Source organism: Kribbella ginsengisoli (genome assembly GCF_039537185.1).
Classification (GTDB): Bacteria; Actinomycetota; Actinomycetes; order Propionibacteriales; family Kribbellaceae; genus Kribbella; species Kribbella koreensis.
Genome location: NZ_BAABAA010000004.1, coordinates 281,209 through 298,169, shown reverse-complemented (window position 1 = coordinate 298,169; position 16,961 = coordinate 281,209). Strand labels below are relative to the sequence as shown.

Here is a 16,961-nt window from a genome sequence, read left to right as displayed (position 1 = left end):
ACCCAGCAGGCGACATCCCCCGAGGCACCTCCGGTCTGGCCCTCCGCACCGACCTGACCAACTGCCCCGACCCTCGGCAGCCCACGCCCCTGCCGAGGCCATCCGGCTGACCGCGCCGCGCCTCACCCGTGCCCCCAGGGCACGGCAGGCGACCTCTCGCCGCGATCTCCGGGCCGTATGCCGACCGCCCCTCGGCGCCGGAAACCCTTGTGGACAAGGGGAAGTGAGCCATCCTCGATTTCACGGAAGCCGATTCATCTACTAGAATCGAACGCATGTTCGAAGATGATGGATGGGTCGGCTACGACGCCGCCGCGACCCTCGACGCGGCCGTCGAATACGACACGGCCGAAAACCAGGCCGCCCTCGGCAAACTCCAAGCCACCCTCCACTTCGCCGACCTCCACGCCACCCTGCCACCCACTGCCCGAACCACCCCGAACCACAGCGGTGAACGCCTCGTCGTCCACGGCGGCGACGGCTGCCCACCGATCGCCGAGTTCGCCCCCGCCGAACTCGGCGCCCTACTCAAAATGTCCAGCGGCGCCGCCGCCACCTACATCGGCGAAGCCCTCGCCCTGCGCCACCGCCTGCCCCGGATCTGGGCCAAGACCCTCAACGGCGACGCCATCGTCTGGCGCGCCAGAGCCGTTGCCCGCGCCTGCCTGAAACTCTCCGCCGAAGCCGCCGCCCTCGTCGACGAACGCGTCGTCGCCGTTATCGACACCCTCTCGGCCTACCGCCTGCAGAAAATCGTCGACGCCGTCGTCAAAGAAGCCGACCCCGCCGCCGCCCGCCAAGCCGCCGAAGACCACGCCCGCCAGCGCGGCGTCTGGGTCCAGCCCTCCGACGACGACGGCACCAAAACCATCTGGGTCAAAGCCGCCTCCGGAGACGTCATCGCCATCGACGCCAGCATCAACGACGTCGCCTGGGCCCTCCGCCAGCTCGGCGACCCCGACCCCCTCAACGACCGCCGCGCCAAAGCCCTCGGCTGGCTAGCCGACCCCCTCGCCGCCTACGAACTCCTCAACGCCGCCCGCTACCTGGCCACCCACCCCACCACCGGCGAAGCCGAGCCGAACCCACCCCGAACCGACGCCCCGAAGCCACCCCACGCCCCCTCCGACACCGAGCACACCCCACCAAACGCACCGGACTCGCCAACCGGCAACTCGCTGGAGGTCAAGCCGCACCTGCCCAAAGCCCCAGCCGACCGGCGGACCGCCAGTTCCACGCAAGTTGATCCTGACCCACCCGACGGATCTGTCACCGACCCCGCTGACCACACATCTGAAGCAGAGCCGAACCCACCCGGCCCATCGCCCGCCACGCCTGCAGATAAGTCCCCGGGAGATAACCTCCGCCCACCCCGACCATCCACCGCGAAGCCAGCCAGAAACTATTCCGCAGACGAATCGGAGCCGCCCGGAGCATCGGCTGCGCAGCGAGCTAACGACTGCTCCGCAGGCGAGTCGGAGCTGCCTGGTGCATCGGCTGCACAGCGAGCTAACGACTGCTCCGTAGACGAGTCGGAGCTGCCTGGTGCATGTGCTGCGCAGCGAGTTGACGACTGCTCCGGAGACGAGTCGGAGCTGCCTGGTGCGTTGGCTGCGCACCGAGTTGACGACTATTCCGCGGACGAGTCGGAGCCGTCCGGTGCATCGGCTGCGCAGCGATTTGACGACTACTTAGCAGACGAGTCGGAGCTGCCCGGAGCATCGGCTGCACAACCAGCTGACGATTCCGCAAGAGACAAGACGCGTCCGGCCCGAGCATCGTCCGCAGAACGCGCCGCCGACTCCTCCGGAGGCGAGCCGGAGCTGCCCGCAGTACTGAACGAACAGCCGCCCAGCGACTGGGACGAGCCCGCGTTCGACGACGAACCAGACCGGCACGCGCCTCACCCGAGCATCGGCGAGGAACTCGCAAGCCCGATCGTTTCGCCGACCGCCGACACCAGGGCGGCCATCGACCCGTACTCGCGGCACCAACTGGCCAGCAAGCTCGCCACGATCAAGAACGCCGCCGGCAGCACCTGGCCCGGTGCCGTCCGGCCCGGACGCATCGTCTTGTACGCCCACATCACCGACCAGGCACTACTCACCGGCGACGGCCTCATCCGGATCGAAGACCACGGATCACTCCTCGCCGCACAGCTCAAAGAACTCCTCGGCCACCGGCAGGTGATCCTCAAACCCGTCATCGACCTCAACCAGCACCTCGACGTCAACGCCTACGAAATCCCCACCCGCATCCGCGAACGCGTCAAACTCGCCCAGCCCGCCGAACGATTCCCCTACGGCACAACCGAAACCACCCCGCACACCGACCTCGACCACATCCAGCCCTACGACCCACACGGACCACCAGGCCAAACCAGTACTGCCAACCTCACCCCCGCAACGCGGTACCACCACCGCGTCAAAACCCACGGCCACTGGACCGTCCACCACACCAACAACGGAGCACTCCACTGGACCACCCCCAACGGCTACACCTTCCACGTCGACCACACCGGCACCCACCGCCTCACCTAACCCACCCCGCACCACCACAATCCGCCAGCCACAAGCCACAAGCCACAAGCCACAAGCCACAAGCCGCCAGCCACAAGCCGCCAGCCACAAGCCGCCAGCCACAGGCCACAGGCCACAAGTCACAAGCCATCCAGCCACCAGCCACCAGCCACCGAGCCCCAGGCTCGCAGGCCACACGGTGCGCAAAGCAGGCTGCTTTTCGCACCGACGACTACATCGATAACGCCAGGTCCGCGTGGAAGCGGCCAGCGTCTCCGCCGTGTGCGCGAGGCGTCGCGCCGGCCCGTGTTCCGCGCGAACGGTCAGTCCGGCTTGCGCTACCTGCGAAGCGTCGTCCGGACGAGGCATAACGCGGGCTCGTGCGAGGCGTCGTCCGGGCTCGTCGTCCGTGCGAGGGGTAGCTCAGGCTCATCCTGCGCGCGAGCATCCCCCTCGGTTTCGTGTTCCGGGCGAGGTGTCAGACATGCTCGTCCTCCGCGGGAGGCACCGCGCCGGCTCGTGCCTTGCGCGAGGTGCCACCCGGCTCGTGCTCTGCGCGAGGCGTCGCGCCGGCTCGTGCTCTGCGCGAGGCGTCGCCCCGGCTTGTGCTTTGCGCGAGGTGGCACCCGGCTCGTGCTCTGCGCGAGGCGTCGCCCCGGCTTGTGCTTGCGCGAGGTGCCACCCGGCTCGTGCTCTGCGCGAGGCGTCACCTCGGCTTGTGCTTTGCGCGAGGTGGCACCCGGCTCGTGTTCTGCGCGAGGCGTCGCCCCGGCTTGTGCTTTGCGCGAGGTGGCACCCGGCTCGTGTTCTGCGCGAGGCGTCGCCCAGGCTTGTGCTTCCTGCGAGGAGTCGCTCAGCTTGTACGCCGTGAGAGGTCGCCTGGGGGCGGGCGCCGCGTCGGGCGCCAGCGGTGGCCGTGCTCTCCGCCACGTCGGCAGTGGGGCAATCGTGAGGGAGGCAGCACCCGGGTGGGGGGTGGTCCGGGTGCTGCCTGGGGGAGGGGTTAGCTGTAGGGGTTTGGTGGTGGGAGTTGCTTCGGGGGTTGGGGTGATGATTTGGGTTCTGTGGGGAGAGCGGTAGTGGGCCGGTTGGCTCGTTGGTCTGCGATGTCGGGGGTCGGGCCGGCTTCGGCGGGCTCGGCAACCGGTATGAAGCTCACGCCTTCGCAGTCTGGGCCGGTGCGGGGTGCGCTGGAGGGCTCGGGAGCATCTGGGGAGTGACGTGGGCCGTGCCAGCCAAGGGCGATCACGTATTGATTTCCTGTCTCGATTCACGGTCGGCCAAGTAGGAGCGACCGGTGTTCCGCCCTAGCCTCGCCGCGCGCCCACCTCGGTGTCCCCGAACTCGAACGAAGTCGAACAGCAGCACAGGCGACACACAAACCGGCCGCGCATGCCATCACCGGGCGTAGGAGTCCCCGCGTGTCACCGTCACTCGGGGGTGTCGCCGATTCCGGTGCAACACGCGTGGCTCGCGTGTGCAGCCCGATGGTGGCGAGGCGATTGGTTGGGCTCGACAGGTGGCCGCTCGTTTGAGCGGGTTGCGGAGGCCATGAACACGGCGCGTGCGAGGGCTGGAGACCGATCTGCGCGGATGGGGCAACGCCGCCGGGTGCTCCGCGTGGGGCGGATGGGGCAACGCTGCCGCGTGCTCCGTGCGGGGCGGATGGGGCAACGCTGTCGCGTGCTCCGCGTGCTCCGCGTGCTCCGCGTGCTCCGCGTGCTCCGCGTGGGGCGGATGGGGCGGCGCTGCCGTGTGCTCCGCGCGGGGCGGCTCGGCACGGCTCGGGGCAACGCTGCTAGGTGCTTCGCGTGGGGTGGCTCTCGCACGTGCCGCCTTGCTCCAGTGGCGCCAAGGGCAAATCGGTGCGCGCGCAGCCAGTTGGCTTTCGTCAAGCGGGTTGCGGAGGCCATGAGCCCGGCGCATGCGAGGGGCGGGAAGCTTATCTGGCCGTGGCGGGAAGCCCGGGTGGTGCGCGGCTAACCGACGGGCGGTTTGGCGACGAGCGGGTGGTGGAGGAGCGGGCGCGAGCGGCGGGCGGGCGTGGTGGCCCGACGCGCGAAGGTGAGTGGCTCGCTCCTCCGCGGGGGTTAGGAGGCGTCGGCTTTGCGGACCCAGACTTCTCGGACTATCAGGAGGATGGCGGCGGCGGTGGGGATTGCCATCAGGGCGCCGACCACGCCTAGGAGGGCGCCGCCGAAGAGGGCTGCGATGACGGTGACGGCGCCGGGGATGTTGACGGCGCGGCGCATGATGCGCGGCGCGACGAAGTAGTTCTCGATCTGCTGGTAGATGATGCCGTACGCCAGGCAGGCGACGCCGACCCAGAGGCCGTCGGTGAAGCCGATCAGGGCTACCAGGACGACGCCGATCAGGCCGCCGACCATCGGGATGAACGCGGTGAACATCACGCAGATCGCCAGCGCCACGGCGTACTGGCCGAGGCCCACGATCTCCAGGAAGATGAACATGAAGCAGCCGGCGCAGAGCGCGACCAGGAACTGGCCGCTGACGTAACCGCCGACCCGGCCGAGCACCTCGTCGCCGAGGATCGAGAACCGGCTCCGGCGGCTGGCCGGGACCAGGCTGTACGCCGCGCGCTTCACCGTCGGCAGCGACGCCAGGAAGTACAGGGTCAGGATCAGGATCGTGAACGCGGAGAACAGCGCGTTCGCGACGACCTTGCCGACGCCGAGCACACCGCCGAAGGCCTTCTGGGCCAGCGCCGGGTCCTGGATGTAGTCGGTGGCCTTCTGGATGAAGTGGTACTTGTCGTTGAGGCTGTTCAGCGTCTTCGACTTGGTCAGCAGGTCGAGCCAATCGGGCGCGTTCTTGATCAGCCCGTCGATCTGGTCGGTCACCACCGGGACGATCGCGAAGCCGACGCCGGTGACCGCGAGGATCATCAGCAAGAAGACGACGCCGACCGCCAGGCCGCGCTTGAGCCCGCGGCGCATGAACCACTCGACCAGCGGGTTCAGGCCGACCGCGATGAACATCGACACGACGAGCAGGATCAGCACCGACTTGGCCTGGCCGAGCGCGTGCCACAGCCCGTACGCGACCAGGCCGCCGAGGACCGCGAAGAAGCCGAACACGAACGGGTTCGACCGGCGCAGCGGCGGGCCGGGCGCGCCCATGCCCTCCGACGGGTGTCGCTCGTCGATCAGTAGTTCACCCACGAGGCTCTGCTCGTCCTCACTCGCCGCTTTCGCTTCTGCGGCAGCTTTTTCGGCTTGCTCGGCGGCGTCCTCCGACTGCTCGGCGGCCGTCTCGGAGTGCTCGGCGGACTGCTCGGCGTCGTCAGCCGCCGCTTCGGCCTCGGCCGCGGCGGCCTTCGCTTCGCGGGTGGCCCGCTCGATCTCGGTTACTTGAGTCTTGCCGTCCGCGTTGCCTGTCGCATCCTGGTCGCCGGCAGGCGTCACTTCTCATCCTTCGTGGCTTTGCCGTCCCCGGTCGCCTTCACGTCGTCGAGGTCCGCGGCGTCGGCGTCAGCGTCGGCGTCATTGTCTGAGGATGAGGAGCTGGACTTCAGATCGGAGAGCCGGAACTCGTCGATCCGGGTCTCGTCGCGCAGCGGCTTCTTCTCGGCGGCCCGCAGCTCGTCGATGCTGCTCGCGTCCACCCGCAGGCTGCTGTCGATCCGCGTCTCGTCGACCCGCGCGCTACCGGCTTGCGACCCGACGAACGGGTTGCCACCCGCGAAGGGGTTCCCGCCGCGCCCGAGCTCAGCCTCTTCCGGCTCCAACGCGGCCGGCGCGGAGTCGGTGGAGTAGGTCGCCGTCGGCTCTTCGGGACCGCCGACGTACGTCGCGGGCGTCTCGTCGTACGCCGGTGTGCCGAACGGACTGCCACTCGCCCCACCGGCCGTCGCTGCTGGTGCAGCCGGAGCAGGCGACACCGGCGGAGCCGCGAACGGGTTGCTGTACGGCGTAGCCGTCTCGGAATCCAGCTCAGCAGCCTGCCGCGCGATGTTGCTCGCGATGTCGTTCAGCCCAGCGATCTGAGCCAGGATCCCGTCGCGCCGCTTGGCGAGCCGCTCGGTCTCGCGGGCCACGATCGTGCGCGACCGCTCAGCCTCGTCAGCCGCGTTGGCCAGCTCGGCCTCGGAGCGGGTACGAGCAGTCGTGAGCAGTTGCTCCGCCTCGCGACGAGCGCGCGACAGCGTGCGCTCGGCGGACTCCTCCGCCTCCGCGCGGATCTTGCGCGCCTGCTCCGTCGCCTCGGCGACCCGCCGCTCGGACGCCTCGGCGGCCTCGCGCATCTGGGTGGTCAGGTTCTCGGTGTCGGCGGCGATCTTGGAGTGCTTGTCGGCGAGCTCCTTGGCCTGCTGCTCGCGCTCGTCGGCGAGCCGCGCGCGCAGGGCGGCCGACTCGCGCTGGATCGCGGTGCGGATCTTCTCCGCCTCGTGCAGCGCGCCGTTCTTCATCGTGCTCGACTCGGACTCGGCGGTCAGCTGCAGCGTCTCGGCCTTGCGCCGGGCAGCCGCGAGCACCTCCGCGGCCTCGGTCTCGGCGGTCCGGCGGATCTCGGCGGCGTCGCCTTCGGCGGTCCGGCGCATGCTGTCGGACTCGTTCAGCGCGACCGTCCGGATGTCCTGCGCCTCACGCTCGCCGGTCGACCGGGTCGCGGCGGCCTCCTTGGCGGCCGTACTGCGCAGCTCGTCGGCCTCACGACGAGCCTCTTCGAGCGCCTCGGACGCCTGGTCCTGGGCGAGCCGCAGGATCTGCGCGGCCCGGTCGCCGAGTCCGGCGTACGACGGGTTGGCGCTGGCCTCGAGCTGCCGCTTGGCCTCGTCGAGCTGGCGCTGCAGGGGAGCGGAGTTGGCCTGCGCCTCCTCCAGCCGGCCGCGGGCGTCGGCGAGCTGCATCTCCAGCGCGCGGACATAGTCGTCCACCGCCTGTTTGTCGTAGCCGCGACGTCCCACGGGGAAGCCACCCGCGGCGGTCGCAGTACGATCGAAAAACGGCAGGCTCGACTCGTCAGCCATCCCAAAGAGTCCCTTCTGGCGGCTCGGATAAATCCCCTGTCAGCAGAGCCTGTCAGAACGTGGCCCCCCAGCGCCAACCGGGTGGACCAGGGCTGTGGACAACCGTCGGTCAGCGGTTGCGGAAGCGGTTGATCTGGGTGAGGTGCTTCTCGCGGAGTTCCTGGTTCTTGACGCCGAGACCCTCCGACGGTGCGAGGGTGAGGACGCCGACCTTGCCCTGGTGCAGGTTCTGGTGGACGTCGTACGCCGCCTGCGCGGTCTCCTCGAGCGAATAGGCGCGACTCAGCGTCGGGTGGATCATCCCCTTGGCGATCAGCCGGTTCGCCTCCCAGGCCTCGCGGTAGTTGGCGAAGTGGGAGCCGATGATGCTCTTCAGGTTCATCCACAGGTACCGGTTGTCGTACTCGTGCATGAAACCCGACGTCGACGCGCAGGTGACGATCTTGCCGCCCTTGCGCGCGACGAAGACCGACGCGCCGAACGTCTCCCGCCCCGGATGCTCGAACACGATGTCCGGATCGTCGCCACCGGTCAGCTCGCGGATCCGCGCACCCAGCCGCTTCCATTCCTTCTGGTCCTGGGTGTGCTCGTCGGCCCAGAACTTGTACCCTTCGGCCGACCGGTCGATGATCAGCTCCGCGCCCATCGCCCGGCAGATCTCCGCCTTCTCCGGCGACGACACGACACAGACCGGGATCGCCCCGCCGTTCAGTGCGAACTGCGTCGCGTACGACCCCAACCCGCCGGACGCGCCCCAGACCAGGACGACATCGCCCTGCTTCATGTTCGCGCCGTTCGACGACACCAGCTGCCGGTACGCCGTACTGTTCACCAGCCCCGGCGACGCGGCCTCCTCCCAGGTCAGATGAGCGGCCTTCGGCATCAACTGGTTCGACTTCACCAGCGCCAGCTCGGCCAGCCCGCCGAAGTTGGTCTCGAAACCCCAGATCCGCTGCTCGGAGTCGAGCATCGTGTCGTTGTGCCCGTCCGGCGACTCCAGCTCGACCGACAGGCAGTGCGCGACGACCTCGTCGCCCGGCTTCCACGCGTTCACGCCCGGCCCGGTACGCAGTACGACGCCGGCCAGGTCGGAGCCGACCACGTGGTACGGCAGATCGTGCCGCGCGGTCAGCGGCGACAGCTTCCCGTACCGCTTGAGGAAGCTGAAGGTGGAGACCGGCTCGAAGATCGACGTCCAGACCGTGTTGTAGTTGATCGCGCTCGCCATCACCGCGATCAGCGCCTCGCCCGGCCCGAGCTCAGGCGTCGGCACGTCGTCCAGGTGCAGGCTCTTGCGCGGATCCTTCTCGCGGGACGGCAGCCCCTCGAACATCCCGGCCTCGTCGGCGTGCACGGTGATCCCGCGATAGTGCTCGGGGACTTCGAGCCGCCCGAACTCCTCGGCAGGCGTGTCGCCGGCCAGGATCGCGTCGAGGATGTCCTTCACGTCGTACCTCCAGGTAGGTGGAGCCGCTGTGAAAGCGAGAATCTACCGACGAGTATGCCCCTTTGGCAGGCATCTGTGAGGCACGTCGCAGCCGTTGAGACGACCGTCACTTTTCCAGTCCACTGGGTTTAGTGGTCTTACCGCCCCGAGTGCTTTCGATGTCAATCGAGCCGGGCGTGCAACCTGACCTGGGTCCCGGTCTCACCGGAGCGGATCTGGACCAGGTCGCAGAGCTGGTTCGCGAGCCAGACGCCTCGCCCGCCGAGGCTGTCGGTCGGCGGCATCACTCGCCCGACCAGCAGGTCGCCGATCCGGCCGCGGTCGGCGATGTCGAGCACCAGCGAGCGGTCCTGCGTCCACAGCGACAGCGTCCCGCGGCCGCCCCCGAAGCGCACGCTGTTCGTGCAGATCTCGTGCAGCGCGAGCGCCAGATCGTCCACCCGATCCGCAGGCAGCCCGTACGAACGCGCCCGGTCGGCCGCCCATCGGCGTACGCCGGTGAGCTCGGCCAACCCGAATTCCCGCTGCTCGGCCGTCACCGGTACTCCGGCCAGCGGCGCCCCGAACAGCGTGAGCGCGACGTCGTCCCAGTCCCGAGCGGGCTGGCAGGCCAAGGCTGGGTGGTTGGGCGCTGGATCGAGCCCGAGAGTCACGGAGTACGGACAGCGCAGCCGGAACGGCCCGGAGTGCTCGAAGGCCACGTTGAGCAAGGCCTCGTGAAGCTTGGCCTCCGCGTACTCCGCCGCGCTCCGGCCCGGGTACGCCGGTTCGCCGAGCGCGCGGATCGGGCGGCCGTCGTGCTCGCGCAGAATGTCGGCCCACAGCGGGATGATCCGCGCCGGGTTGCGGCCGGCCACGGTGATGTCGATGAAGGTGACCTCGTCGGCGAGGTCGCCGACTTCCTTGCGCAGCAAGGCGATTCGCTCCTCGGGGAGCGCGGCGAGCACGACCTCGCCGGCGATCAGGCCGTCCCGAAGGAACGGAGCTGCCCGGTGCACGAACTCGTCGTCGTCGGCGTAGACGAAGGCATCGTGCTGGAAACCGGATCGACTACCGCTTAGTGCGTCAGGGTCTGGGGCGCTGTCGATCAGCACTCCACCAGACTAGTACCGAATCGGCCGTCCGGCGGCTCGACGAGTCCTTCGTCACGCACGGTCCGCCGACGGTGACCCGGCGGCGGTCAGGAGGCCGGTTCGACGAGCTCGATCAGTACGCCGCCGGTGGAGCGCGGGTGCAGGAAGTTGACCCGCGATCCCGCAGTACCGCGGCGGGCTTCGTCGTACAGGAGGATGGCGCCGCGTTCGCGCAGGGTGGCCGAGACGGTGTCGATGTCGCGGACCCGGTAGGCGAGCTGCTGGATGCCGGGGCCGCGCTGGGTCAGGAAGCGGGCGATCGGGGAGTCGGGCGAGATCGGCGCGAGCAGCTGGATCGAGGAGCCGCTGTCTCCCACCGAGAGCATCGCCTCGCGGACGCCCTGGTCCTCGTTGATCTCCTCGTGCGCGACCGTCATGCCGAAGGTGTCGGCGTAGAACCGGACCGCCTGGTCGAAGTCCGCGACGGCGATGCCGACGTGGTCGATCGCCTCGAACAGGGTCTGCGTTCCGGTGACGTCCATGGGCCCAGATTGACCTAGTGGGGTGCTGTTTCCAACCGAGTGTGACCCGATCGACAAGCACGTACCAGTGCGCACGCAGGTATCGTGGAACGCATGTCTGACACCACTCGCAGCCCGCTGAACACAACTGTCATAGTCGCCGGTGCGCGGACCCCGATCGGACGGCTGCTGGGTGGCCTCAAGGGCTTCACCGGCGCCGAGCTCGGCGGCTTCGCGATCAAGGGCGCGCTGGCCAAGGCCGGGGTCGCGCCGGAGCAGGTCGAGTACGTGATCATGGGCCAGGTGCTGCAGGCCGGCGCCGGCCAGATCGCCGCTCGCCAGGCCGCCGTCGCGGGTGGCATCCCGATGTCGGTGCCGGCGATCACGATCAACAAGGTCTGCCTGTCCGGCCTGAACGCGATCGCGATGGCCGACCAGCTGATCCGCGCGGGCGAGTACGACGTGGTGGTGGCCGGCGGGATGGAGTCGATGACGAACGCGCCGCATCTGCTGCCGAAGTCGCGTGAGGGCTTCAAGTACGGCGACACGACGCTGGTCGACTCGATGGCCTTCGACGGTCTGTGGGACGCGTTCACCGATCAGGCGATGGGTGCGCTGACCGACCAGGCGAACGAGACCGGGCTGAAGCTGACTCGTGAGGAGCAGGACCAGTTCAGCGCGCGGTCGCATCAGCTGGCGGCGGAGAGCTGGAAGAACGGGGTGTTCGTCGACGAGGTGGTGCCGGTGGAGGTACCGCAGCGCAAGGGCGACCCGGTTGTCTTCGACACCGATGAGGGTGTGCGCGGCGACACGACCGTGGACACGCTGTCGCGGTTGCGGCCGGCGTTCGGCAAGGACGGCACGATCACCGCGGGGTCGGCGTCGCAGATCTCTGACGGTGGTTGCGCGGTCGTCGTGATGAGCAAGGCGAAGGCGGAGGAGCTGGGGCTGACCTGGCTTGCCGAGATCGGTGCGCACGGTTCTGTGGCCGGGCCGGACTCCTCGCTGCAGAGCCAGCCGGCGAACGCGATCGTCAAGGCCTGCTCGAAGGAAGGCATCGAGCCGGGCGCACTGGACCTGATCGAGATCAACGAGGCGTTCGCGGCTGTCGGTATCGCCAGCGCTCGCGAGCTGAACGTCGACCTCGACAAGGTCAACGTCAACGGCGGCGCCATCGCCCTCGGCCACCCGATCGGCATGTCCGGCGCTCGCTTGGTACTTCACCTGGCGCTGGAGCTCCAGCGCCGCGGCGGCGGTACCGGTGCTGCCGCCCTGTGTGGTGGCGGCGGCCAGGGCGACGCACTGATCGTCCGAGTACCGCAACAGAGCTGAACCGACAGCGCCGGGTGGCTGCAGGTAGCTTGGTCTGATCTATCCCCGAACTGACAGAGATGCTGATGCCGCGACGGACTGCCCCGGTTGCCGAGTTGGTGGAGCGTGCCCGGGATGGGGACTCGCGGGCTGTCGCACGGCTTATCTCGTTGGTGGAGGACGAGTCGCCGCTGTTGCGTGACGTGATGGCGGCGCTTGCTCCGCATGCTGGGCAGGCGCACATCATCGGGATCACCGGGTCGCCGGGGGTTGGTAAGTCGACATCGACTTCGGCGCTTGTGTCGGCGTACCGGGCGACGGGGAAGCGGGTCGGCGTACTGGCTGTCGATCCGTCGTCGCCGTTCTCCGGTGGTGCTTTGCTGGGGGATCGGGTGCGGATGCAGGATCACGCGACCGACTCCGGGGTGTTCATCCGCTCGATGGCGTCTCGTGGGCATCTGGGCGGGCTTGCGTGGACTACTCCGCAGGCGCTGCGGGTGCTTGATGCGGCGGGGTTCGATGTCGTGCTGGTGGAGACGGTCGGGGTTGGTCAGTCGGAGGTCGAGATCGCCGGTATGGCCGATACGACGATCATCTTGCTGGCGCCCGGGATGGGGGACGGCATCCAGGCGGCCAAGGCGGGAATCCTCGAGGTCGGCGACATCTATGTCGTCAACAAGGCCGACCGCGACGGCGTACAGAACGTCACCCGCGACCTGCGCGCGATGCTCGCGCTGGCCGAGCGCGGGCCCGGCGCGTGGGTCCCGCCGATCCTCAAAACAGTTGCCTCACGCAACGAAGGTGTCGACGAGGTGGTGACCGCGATCGAGGAACGGCTCGCGTGGATGCGTACCAACGGCGTCCTCACCGACCGCCGCCGGACCCGGGCCCGCGACGAGATCGAGGCGATCGCGATGACGTCCCTGCGCTCCCGCTTCGCCCACCTCCACGGCGACGCCCGCCTGGACGTCCTGGCCGCCAAGGTCGCCGACGGCAACACCGACCCGTACTCCGCAGCCGACGAACTCCTGGACGCCCTCTAGCTGTTTCCCCCACGCGCCTCTCCTACGTCGCGCGGTGCGACCACCTGAGTGGTCGGCCAGTTGGCCGGGTGGGACGTGGTGGGTTGATGCCGCGCCATCTCCGGCGTCGCCGGCTCGTGCTCCCGTAGGGGCCGGGGCCTCGATGGCTAGCCGGAGTCTGGACGGAAACCGATCAATCCGCTAACGGCTGAATTCGTTGCCACTGACACACTTGGCGACTCTGTGTCACATCCGAAAACGGGCAAGTAACCGGTGGATTCGGGGTTCTGGGGTTCGTTCGTCTCACGGCGGCGCGCCGGTGGGTGCCGTGCCCCCTGATCCGTTACAGAATGGATCTTGAAGCTGGTGAGCATTGTGCGGTGGGCTGTGTTCAGTCAGTGACAGTTGGTGACTATCCGTGATACAAACACAGTCGACCATGTTGGTTGCGAACGAGGAGTGGTGACATGCCGAAGAAGCTGCTGATCTGGCTGGTCATCGCCTTTGCGGCGTTCTATCTGTTCACTCAGCCGGAGAACGCCGCAGATGCTGTAGGAGGTGCGTTCTCGGCCGTCGGCGATGCGTTCGGGAGCATGATCACGTTCCTGTCCGCGCTGTTCAACTGATCCTTCAGCTCAGGTGTCCCGTATCGAGCATTCGTGCGGGACACTTAGCTGTAACGGGGCCGACAGCGGCGTGGACAGGGGAGTGAGTGGATGGCCGGAATAGGCCTCTTCAGGATCTTCGATCCCAAGGTGAGGCGCCATCTGATCTCGGACGAGGGCGAAGTCGTTATCGACGAGGTGCGGCACCACTGGGTGGTGTTCACGGTGCCGATGCTCGAAGTGTTCCTGGCGACCGCGCTACTGGTGGTGATGCTCGCCTGGTCGCGAGGTGCGCCGGTCCTGCTGGTGATCGTGCTGGTGCTGGTCGGGCACGCGTTCTGGCAGTTCCTCACCCAGCATCGAGATCGGTTCGTCGTCACCAACATGCGGGTGATGCGGATCCGCGGCGTCTTCTCGCAGACCGTCGCGACGACGCCGATCGCGCGAATCCTCGACATCACGCTGCAGAAACCGATCATCGGCCGGATGTTCGGCTACGGCCACTTCGTCTTCGAGTCGGCCGCGCAGGACCAGGGTTTCCGCGAGATCAAGTACGTCAGCCGGCCCGACGACCGTGACCTGACGATCCAGCGGGTCATCCAGCGCACCGGCCTGCGAGCCTCCGCCAGTGTCGATGTCGTCCAGGGAGACGACGACGATTCCGACGACGACGGTACCGGCCCGATCGGGATGAACTCCGCGGCGGAGGTCACCACGACCACCACCACGGCCCCGAGCCACCACACGACCTCCACCCGGGTCGCCGGCACGTCGAGCAAGTCGATCTTCAACTCCGAGCGCGGCAACTGGACCGACGACCCGGACCACGACTGACCGAGTGACGGACTGACTGACAAGCCGGTCAGGAATCAAGAAGCTTTGCCGACCGTGCGGATCTAGGTTGGTGGTCAAGGAACAAGCCACTAGATCTGGAGTGATGATGAGCGAGACGCAGGGAATCAAGACCGTGCTGCACCCGGTGTCGGACCTGGCGAAGGCGACCGAGCTGTACGCCGCGCTGCTGGGGATCCGGCCGCAGGTGGAGTCGCCGTACTACGTGGGCTTCGAGACCGCCGGACAGCAGATTGGTCTGGTACCCCAGGGACCGCAGAGCCCCGACGGCCAGCTGGCCTACTGGCACGTGGACGACATCGAGGCGAAGCTGGCCGAGGTGACCGCGGCCGGCGGCACCGTGAAGGACTCGCCGCGCGATGTCGGCGGCGGCCGCCTGGTTGCCTCGTTCACCGATCAGGACGGCAACGTCCTCGGGCTCGTCCAGGACCAGTAGTCCCTAGACTTCTCGGCCATGGATGATCAGGCCGGGATCGACGCGGGGATCCAGCGCTACTACTCGAGTGTCTTCGATGAGGACGCACGTCTGACCACCCGCTCTGCGCAGAGCGCACTCGAGTTCGTCCGGGTTCAGGAACTCGTCGGCACCAGGATCGCGGCCGGATCCAGGGTGCTCGACATCGGCGGCGCGACCGGCATCCACGCGATGCCGCTCGCCGCCGCGGGCCATCACGTCACCCTCGTCGACCCGGTCGAGGAGCAGGTGGTGAAGGCCCGGCGGCACGGGACTTTTCAAGCAGAGGTCGGGGACGCCCGGCATCTGCGCTTCGCCGACAACAGCTTCGACGTCGCGTTGCTGTTCGGCCCGCTGTACCACCTGCAGAAAGCAACCGACCGCCAGCAAGCACTGAGTGAGGCGGTGCGCGTCGTCGTACCGGGCGGCTGGATCTTCGCCGCCGCGATCCCGCGCTTCATCCACCATGCGGCGGTCAGCCTCGGCAAGACTCCGCCGAGGCCTTATCCACAAGCCTGGATCAACACCCTCGAATCCGGCACCCCAACACCCGGCGGTCGCTTTCCTGCTGGGCACTTCCATACAGCGGAGGAGTTGGACGCCGAGTTCCAAGCGGCCGGCCTCAGCAAAAGAGAGCTGCACGCGATCGAAGGCGCAGCGGGCTTCGCGCTGGAGCAAGTCCCAGCCGACGAAGCGCTACTTCAAGCAGCGCTCACCCTGGTACGCCGAACCGGCCACCTCCCAGGCATCCGCGACATGACCAATCACCTGATGGCCATCGGTCGCGTCTAGTCGCTGGCTTCGGCGACCCGGGCGCGGAACTCCTGTACGGCGGTGTCGTCGCCGACGGATTGCTCCATGTTCAGATCGCGGCGGCCCCAGAGCCACAGGAAGAGGTCCTCGGGCTCGCCGAAGACCTCCGCGTCCACCTCGCCTTCGGCGTCGGGCACGACGGTCGCGCTGGTCGCATCGACGCGAGTGGTCCAGGAGCGACCGGCGGAGGTGATCCTGATGGTCGCGTCCACCGGGTGCTTGGTATCACCCTCCTCCCACCAGGGGCCGCCGAGATTCAGGGTGAGGATCTCGTCGATCCCGTCCAGGGCGAGCGCGCGGTCGACCGGGGTGACGACGTCGTGGGCGAGTTCGCCGTCGATGCGGTGGACGGCCGTTTCGAGCGCCATCCGGCGGTACCAGAAGGCAGAGGTGCTGTCCGAGGGCGAGAAGGTCCAGGTCGCCAGCTCGGTGCCGGCCTCCGACAGGGCGGGGACTATCGCGGCCCGCGCCTCGTCGAACAGCTCGAGGGCGTCGCGATCGTCGATCCCCGCGGGCGGCCACGGCTCCGGGCGAGAGCCCAGGCGGAGGATCTCGATCTTGTGGAGGTAGACCTGCGCGACGTGGCGAAGGACGGTCTCGACCGTCCAGCCGGGACAGCTCGCAACCTCGGCCGGCAGGCCGAGCCGGCCCACCTCGGCGAGGCGCGAAGAATCGGCCTGGAGGCAGGCGAGGTAGAAGGCGGCGCGTTCGGGCGGCAAAGACATGAAGAGAACGATCTCATCAACCACCGACAGATTCGTCCGACACTCGCCGCCGACCGGTTAACGTAACGGCATGGCGAGGAAGAAACCGTTGCCGTTCGACCCGATCGACGAGGCCTCCCGGCAGTGGGGACGCCGCTGGGGTGCCGTCGAGCAGATGCGTGCCGTCACGTCGCTGATGCGCGCCCAGCAGATCGTGATCGCCGAACTCGACGAGATCCTCAAGAAGCACGGCCTGACGTTCGCCCGGTTCGAGGCGCTCGTACTGCTGACCTTCTCCCGGCGCGGCTCGCTGCCGCTGGGCAAGATGGGCGAGCGCCTGCAGGTGCACCCGACGTCGGTCACGTCGATCGTCCGACGCCTGGAATCGGCCGGCCTGGTCACCAGGACGCCGCACCCCGACGACGGCCGCGCGATCCTCTGCGAGATCACCGACGAGGGCCGCGACCTGGTGGAGCGCGCCACCAAGGACCTCGTCGCCGCCGACTTCGCCCTGAGCGGCCTGACCGACGACCAGCTCAAAATGCTCTGGTCGGTCCTGCTCCCACTGCGCCAAACCGCCGGGGATTTCGCGGAGTAGAACCAGAACCTATGCAAGACCTATGCACGAAGTGGTATTTAGTAGGACGTCC

At 68.2% G+C, this 16,961-nt stretch carries 14 protein-coding genes; 8 read left to right on the top strand and 6 right to left on the bottom strand.

The window, feature by feature from the left end; translation table 11 throughout:
* Positions 1-275 precede the first annotated feature (275 nt).
* Positions 276-2,540, top strand: a complete 2,265-nt coding sequence (locus ABD768_RS17810) for an HNH endonuclease signature motif containing protein (protein WP_344841830.1) — start codon at positions 276-278, stop codon at positions 2,538-2,540.
* Positions 2,541-4,609: 2,069 nt separating this feature from the next.
* On the opposite strand, the gene ABD768_RS17805 is transcribed toward ABD768_RS17810, so the two are convergent.
* The 5 genes from ABD768_RS17805 to mce all read right to left on the bottom strand — a co-directional run bounded on the left by ABD768_RS17805 (position 4,610) and on the right by mce (position 10,571).
* Positions 4,610-5,944 (bottom strand): AI-2E family transporter, encoded by a 1,335-nt coding sequence (locus ABD768_RS17805; RefSeq protein ID WP_343963885.1) that lies wholly within the window; start codon positions 5,942-5,944, stop codon positions 4,610-4,612.
* Positions 5,941-7,509 carry a coiled-coil domain-containing protein gene (locus ABD768_RS17800; RefSeq protein WP_344841827.1) on the bottom strand — a complete coding sequence of 523 codons (1,569 nt, stop codon included), beginning with the start codon at positions 7,507-7,509 and terminating at the stop codon, positions 5,941-5,943. The genes ABD768_RS17805 and ABD768_RS17800 overlap by 4 nt, the downstream gene beginning before the upstream one ends.
* Before the next feature lie 109 nt (positions 7,510-7,618).
* A complete protein-coding gene (gene ccrA / locus ABD768_RS17795; protein ID WP_343963881.1) occupies positions 7,619-8,956 on the bottom strand; it encodes a crotonyl-CoA carboxylase/reductase in 1,338 nt (445 codons plus the stop codon).
* A 161-nt stretch (positions 8,957-9,117) separates the two neighbouring features.
* Positions 9,118-10,050 carry an anti-sigma factor RsbA family regulatory protein gene (locus ABD768_RS17790; protein WP_344841823.1) on the bottom strand — a complete coding sequence of 311 codons (933 nt, stop codon included), beginning with the start codon at positions 10,048-10,050 and terminating at the stop codon, positions 9,118-9,120.
* Between the two features lie 86 nt (positions 10,051-10,136).
* Entirely contained in the window at positions 10,137-10,571 is a 435-nt protein-coding gene (gene mce / locus ABD768_RS17785) for a methylmalonyl-CoA epimerase (RefSeq protein WP_344841820.1), read from the bottom strand.
* 93 nt (positions 10,572-10,664) lie between these two features.
* Here mce and ABD768_RS17780 point away from each other — a divergent pair, with 93 nt between their 5' ends.
* The 6 genes from ABD768_RS17780 (at position 10,665) to ABD768_RS17755 (ending at position 15,586) form a co-directional block, all read left to right on the top strand.
* On the top strand, positions 10,665-11,882 hold the full coding sequence (locus ABD768_RS17780; protein WP_344841817.1) for an acetyl-CoA C-acetyltransferase: 1,218 nt from the start codon (positions 10,665-10,667) through the stop codon (positions 11,880-11,882).
* A gap of 65 nt (positions 11,883-11,947) precedes the next feature.
* The gene (gene meaB, locus ABD768_RS17775; RefSeq protein WP_344841814.1) at positions 11,948-12,904 is read left to right on the top strand and encodes a methylmalonyl Co-A mutase-associated GTPase MeaB; all 957 of its coding nucleotides are present in this window, start codon (positions 11,948-11,950) and stop codon (positions 12,902-12,904) included.
* A 446-nt stretch (positions 12,905-13,350) separates the two neighbouring features.
* Entirely contained in the window at positions 13,351-13,509 is a 159-nt protein-coding gene (locus tag ABD768_RS17770) for a hypothetical protein (protein ID WP_343963871.1), read from the top strand.
* Positions 13,510-13,638: 129 nt separating this feature from the next.
* The gene (locus ABD768_RS17765) at positions 13,639-14,322 is read left to right on the top strand and encodes a PH domain-containing protein (RefSeq protein ID WP_343963869.1); all 684 of its coding nucleotides are present in this window, start codon (positions 13,639-13,641) and stop codon (positions 14,320-14,322) included.
* A gap of 106 nt (positions 14,323-14,428) precedes the next feature.
* On the top strand, positions 14,429-14,776 hold the full coding sequence (locus ABD768_RS17760; protein ID WP_343963867.1) for a VOC family protein: 348 nt from the start codon (positions 14,429-14,431) through the stop codon (positions 14,774-14,776).
* Positions 14,777-14,794: 18 nt separating this feature from the next.
* Complete coding sequence (locus ABD768_RS17755) at positions 14,795-15,586, top strand: class I SAM-dependent methyltransferase (RefSeq protein WP_344841811.1); 792 nt, start codon at positions 14,795-14,797, stop codon at positions 15,584-15,586.
* Here ABD768_RS17755 and ABD768_RS17750 read toward each other — a convergent pair.
* The gene (locus ABD768_RS17750) at positions 15,583-16,332 is read right to left on the bottom strand and encodes a maleylpyruvate isomerase family mycothiol-dependent enzyme (RefSeq protein WP_344841809.1); all 750 of its coding nucleotides are present in this window, start codon (positions 16,330-16,332) and stop codon (positions 15,583-15,585) included. The two genes, ABD768_RS17755 and ABD768_RS17750, sit on opposite strands and share 4 nt — an antisense overlap.
* Positions 16,333-16,402: 70 nt before the next feature.
* On the opposite strand from ABD768_RS17750, the gene ABD768_RS17745 reads away from it, so the two are divergent.
* Positions 16,403-16,909 carry a MarR family winged helix-turn-helix transcriptional regulator gene (locus ABD768_RS17745; RefSeq protein WP_343963861.1) on the top strand — a complete coding sequence of 169 codons (507 nt, stop codon included), beginning with the start codon at positions 16,403-16,405 and terminating at the stop codon, positions 16,907-16,909.
* Positions 16,910-16,961 lie beyond the last annotated feature (52 nt).

Coding starts and splice junctions, on each gene's coding strand:
- ABD768_RS17760 (WP_343963867.1), top strand. CDS start 14,429: ATGAGCGAGACGCAGGGAATCAAGACCGTGCTGCACCCGGTGTCGGAC.
- meaB (WP_344841814.1), top strand. CDS start 11,948: ATGCCGCGACGGACTGCCCCGGTTGCCGAGTTGGTGGAGCGTGCCCGG.
- ABD768_RS17800 (WP_344841827.1), bottom strand. CDS start 7,509: ATGGCTGACGAGTCGAGCCTGCCGTTTTTCGATCGTACTGCGACCGCC.
- ABD768_RS17755 (WP_344841811.1), top strand. CDS start 14,795: ATGGATGATCAGGCCGGGATCGACGCGGGGATCCAGCGCTACTACTCG.
- ABD768_RS17750 (WP_344841809.1), bottom strand. CDS start 16,332: ATGTCTTTGCCGCCCGAACGCGCCGCCTTCTACCTCGCCTGCCTCCAG.
- ABD768_RS17810 (WP_344841830.1), top strand. CDS start 276: ATGTTCGAAGATGATGGATGGGTCGGCTACGACGCCGCCGCGACCCTC.
- ABD768_RS17780 (WP_344841817.1), top strand. CDS start 10,665: ATGTCTGACACCACTCGCAGCCCGCTGAACACAACTGTCATAGTCGCC.
- ABD768_RS17770 (WP_343963871.1), top strand. CDS start 13,351: ATGCCGAAGAAGCTGCTGATCTGGCTGGTCATCGCCTTTGCGGCGTTC.
- ABD768_RS17745 (WP_343963861.1), top strand. CDS start 16,403: ATGGCGAGGAAGAAACCGTTGCCGTTCGACCCGATCGACGAGGCCTCC.
- mce (WP_344841820.1), bottom strand. CDS start 10,571: ATGGACGTCACCGGAACGCAGACCCTGTTCGAGGCGATCGACCACGTC.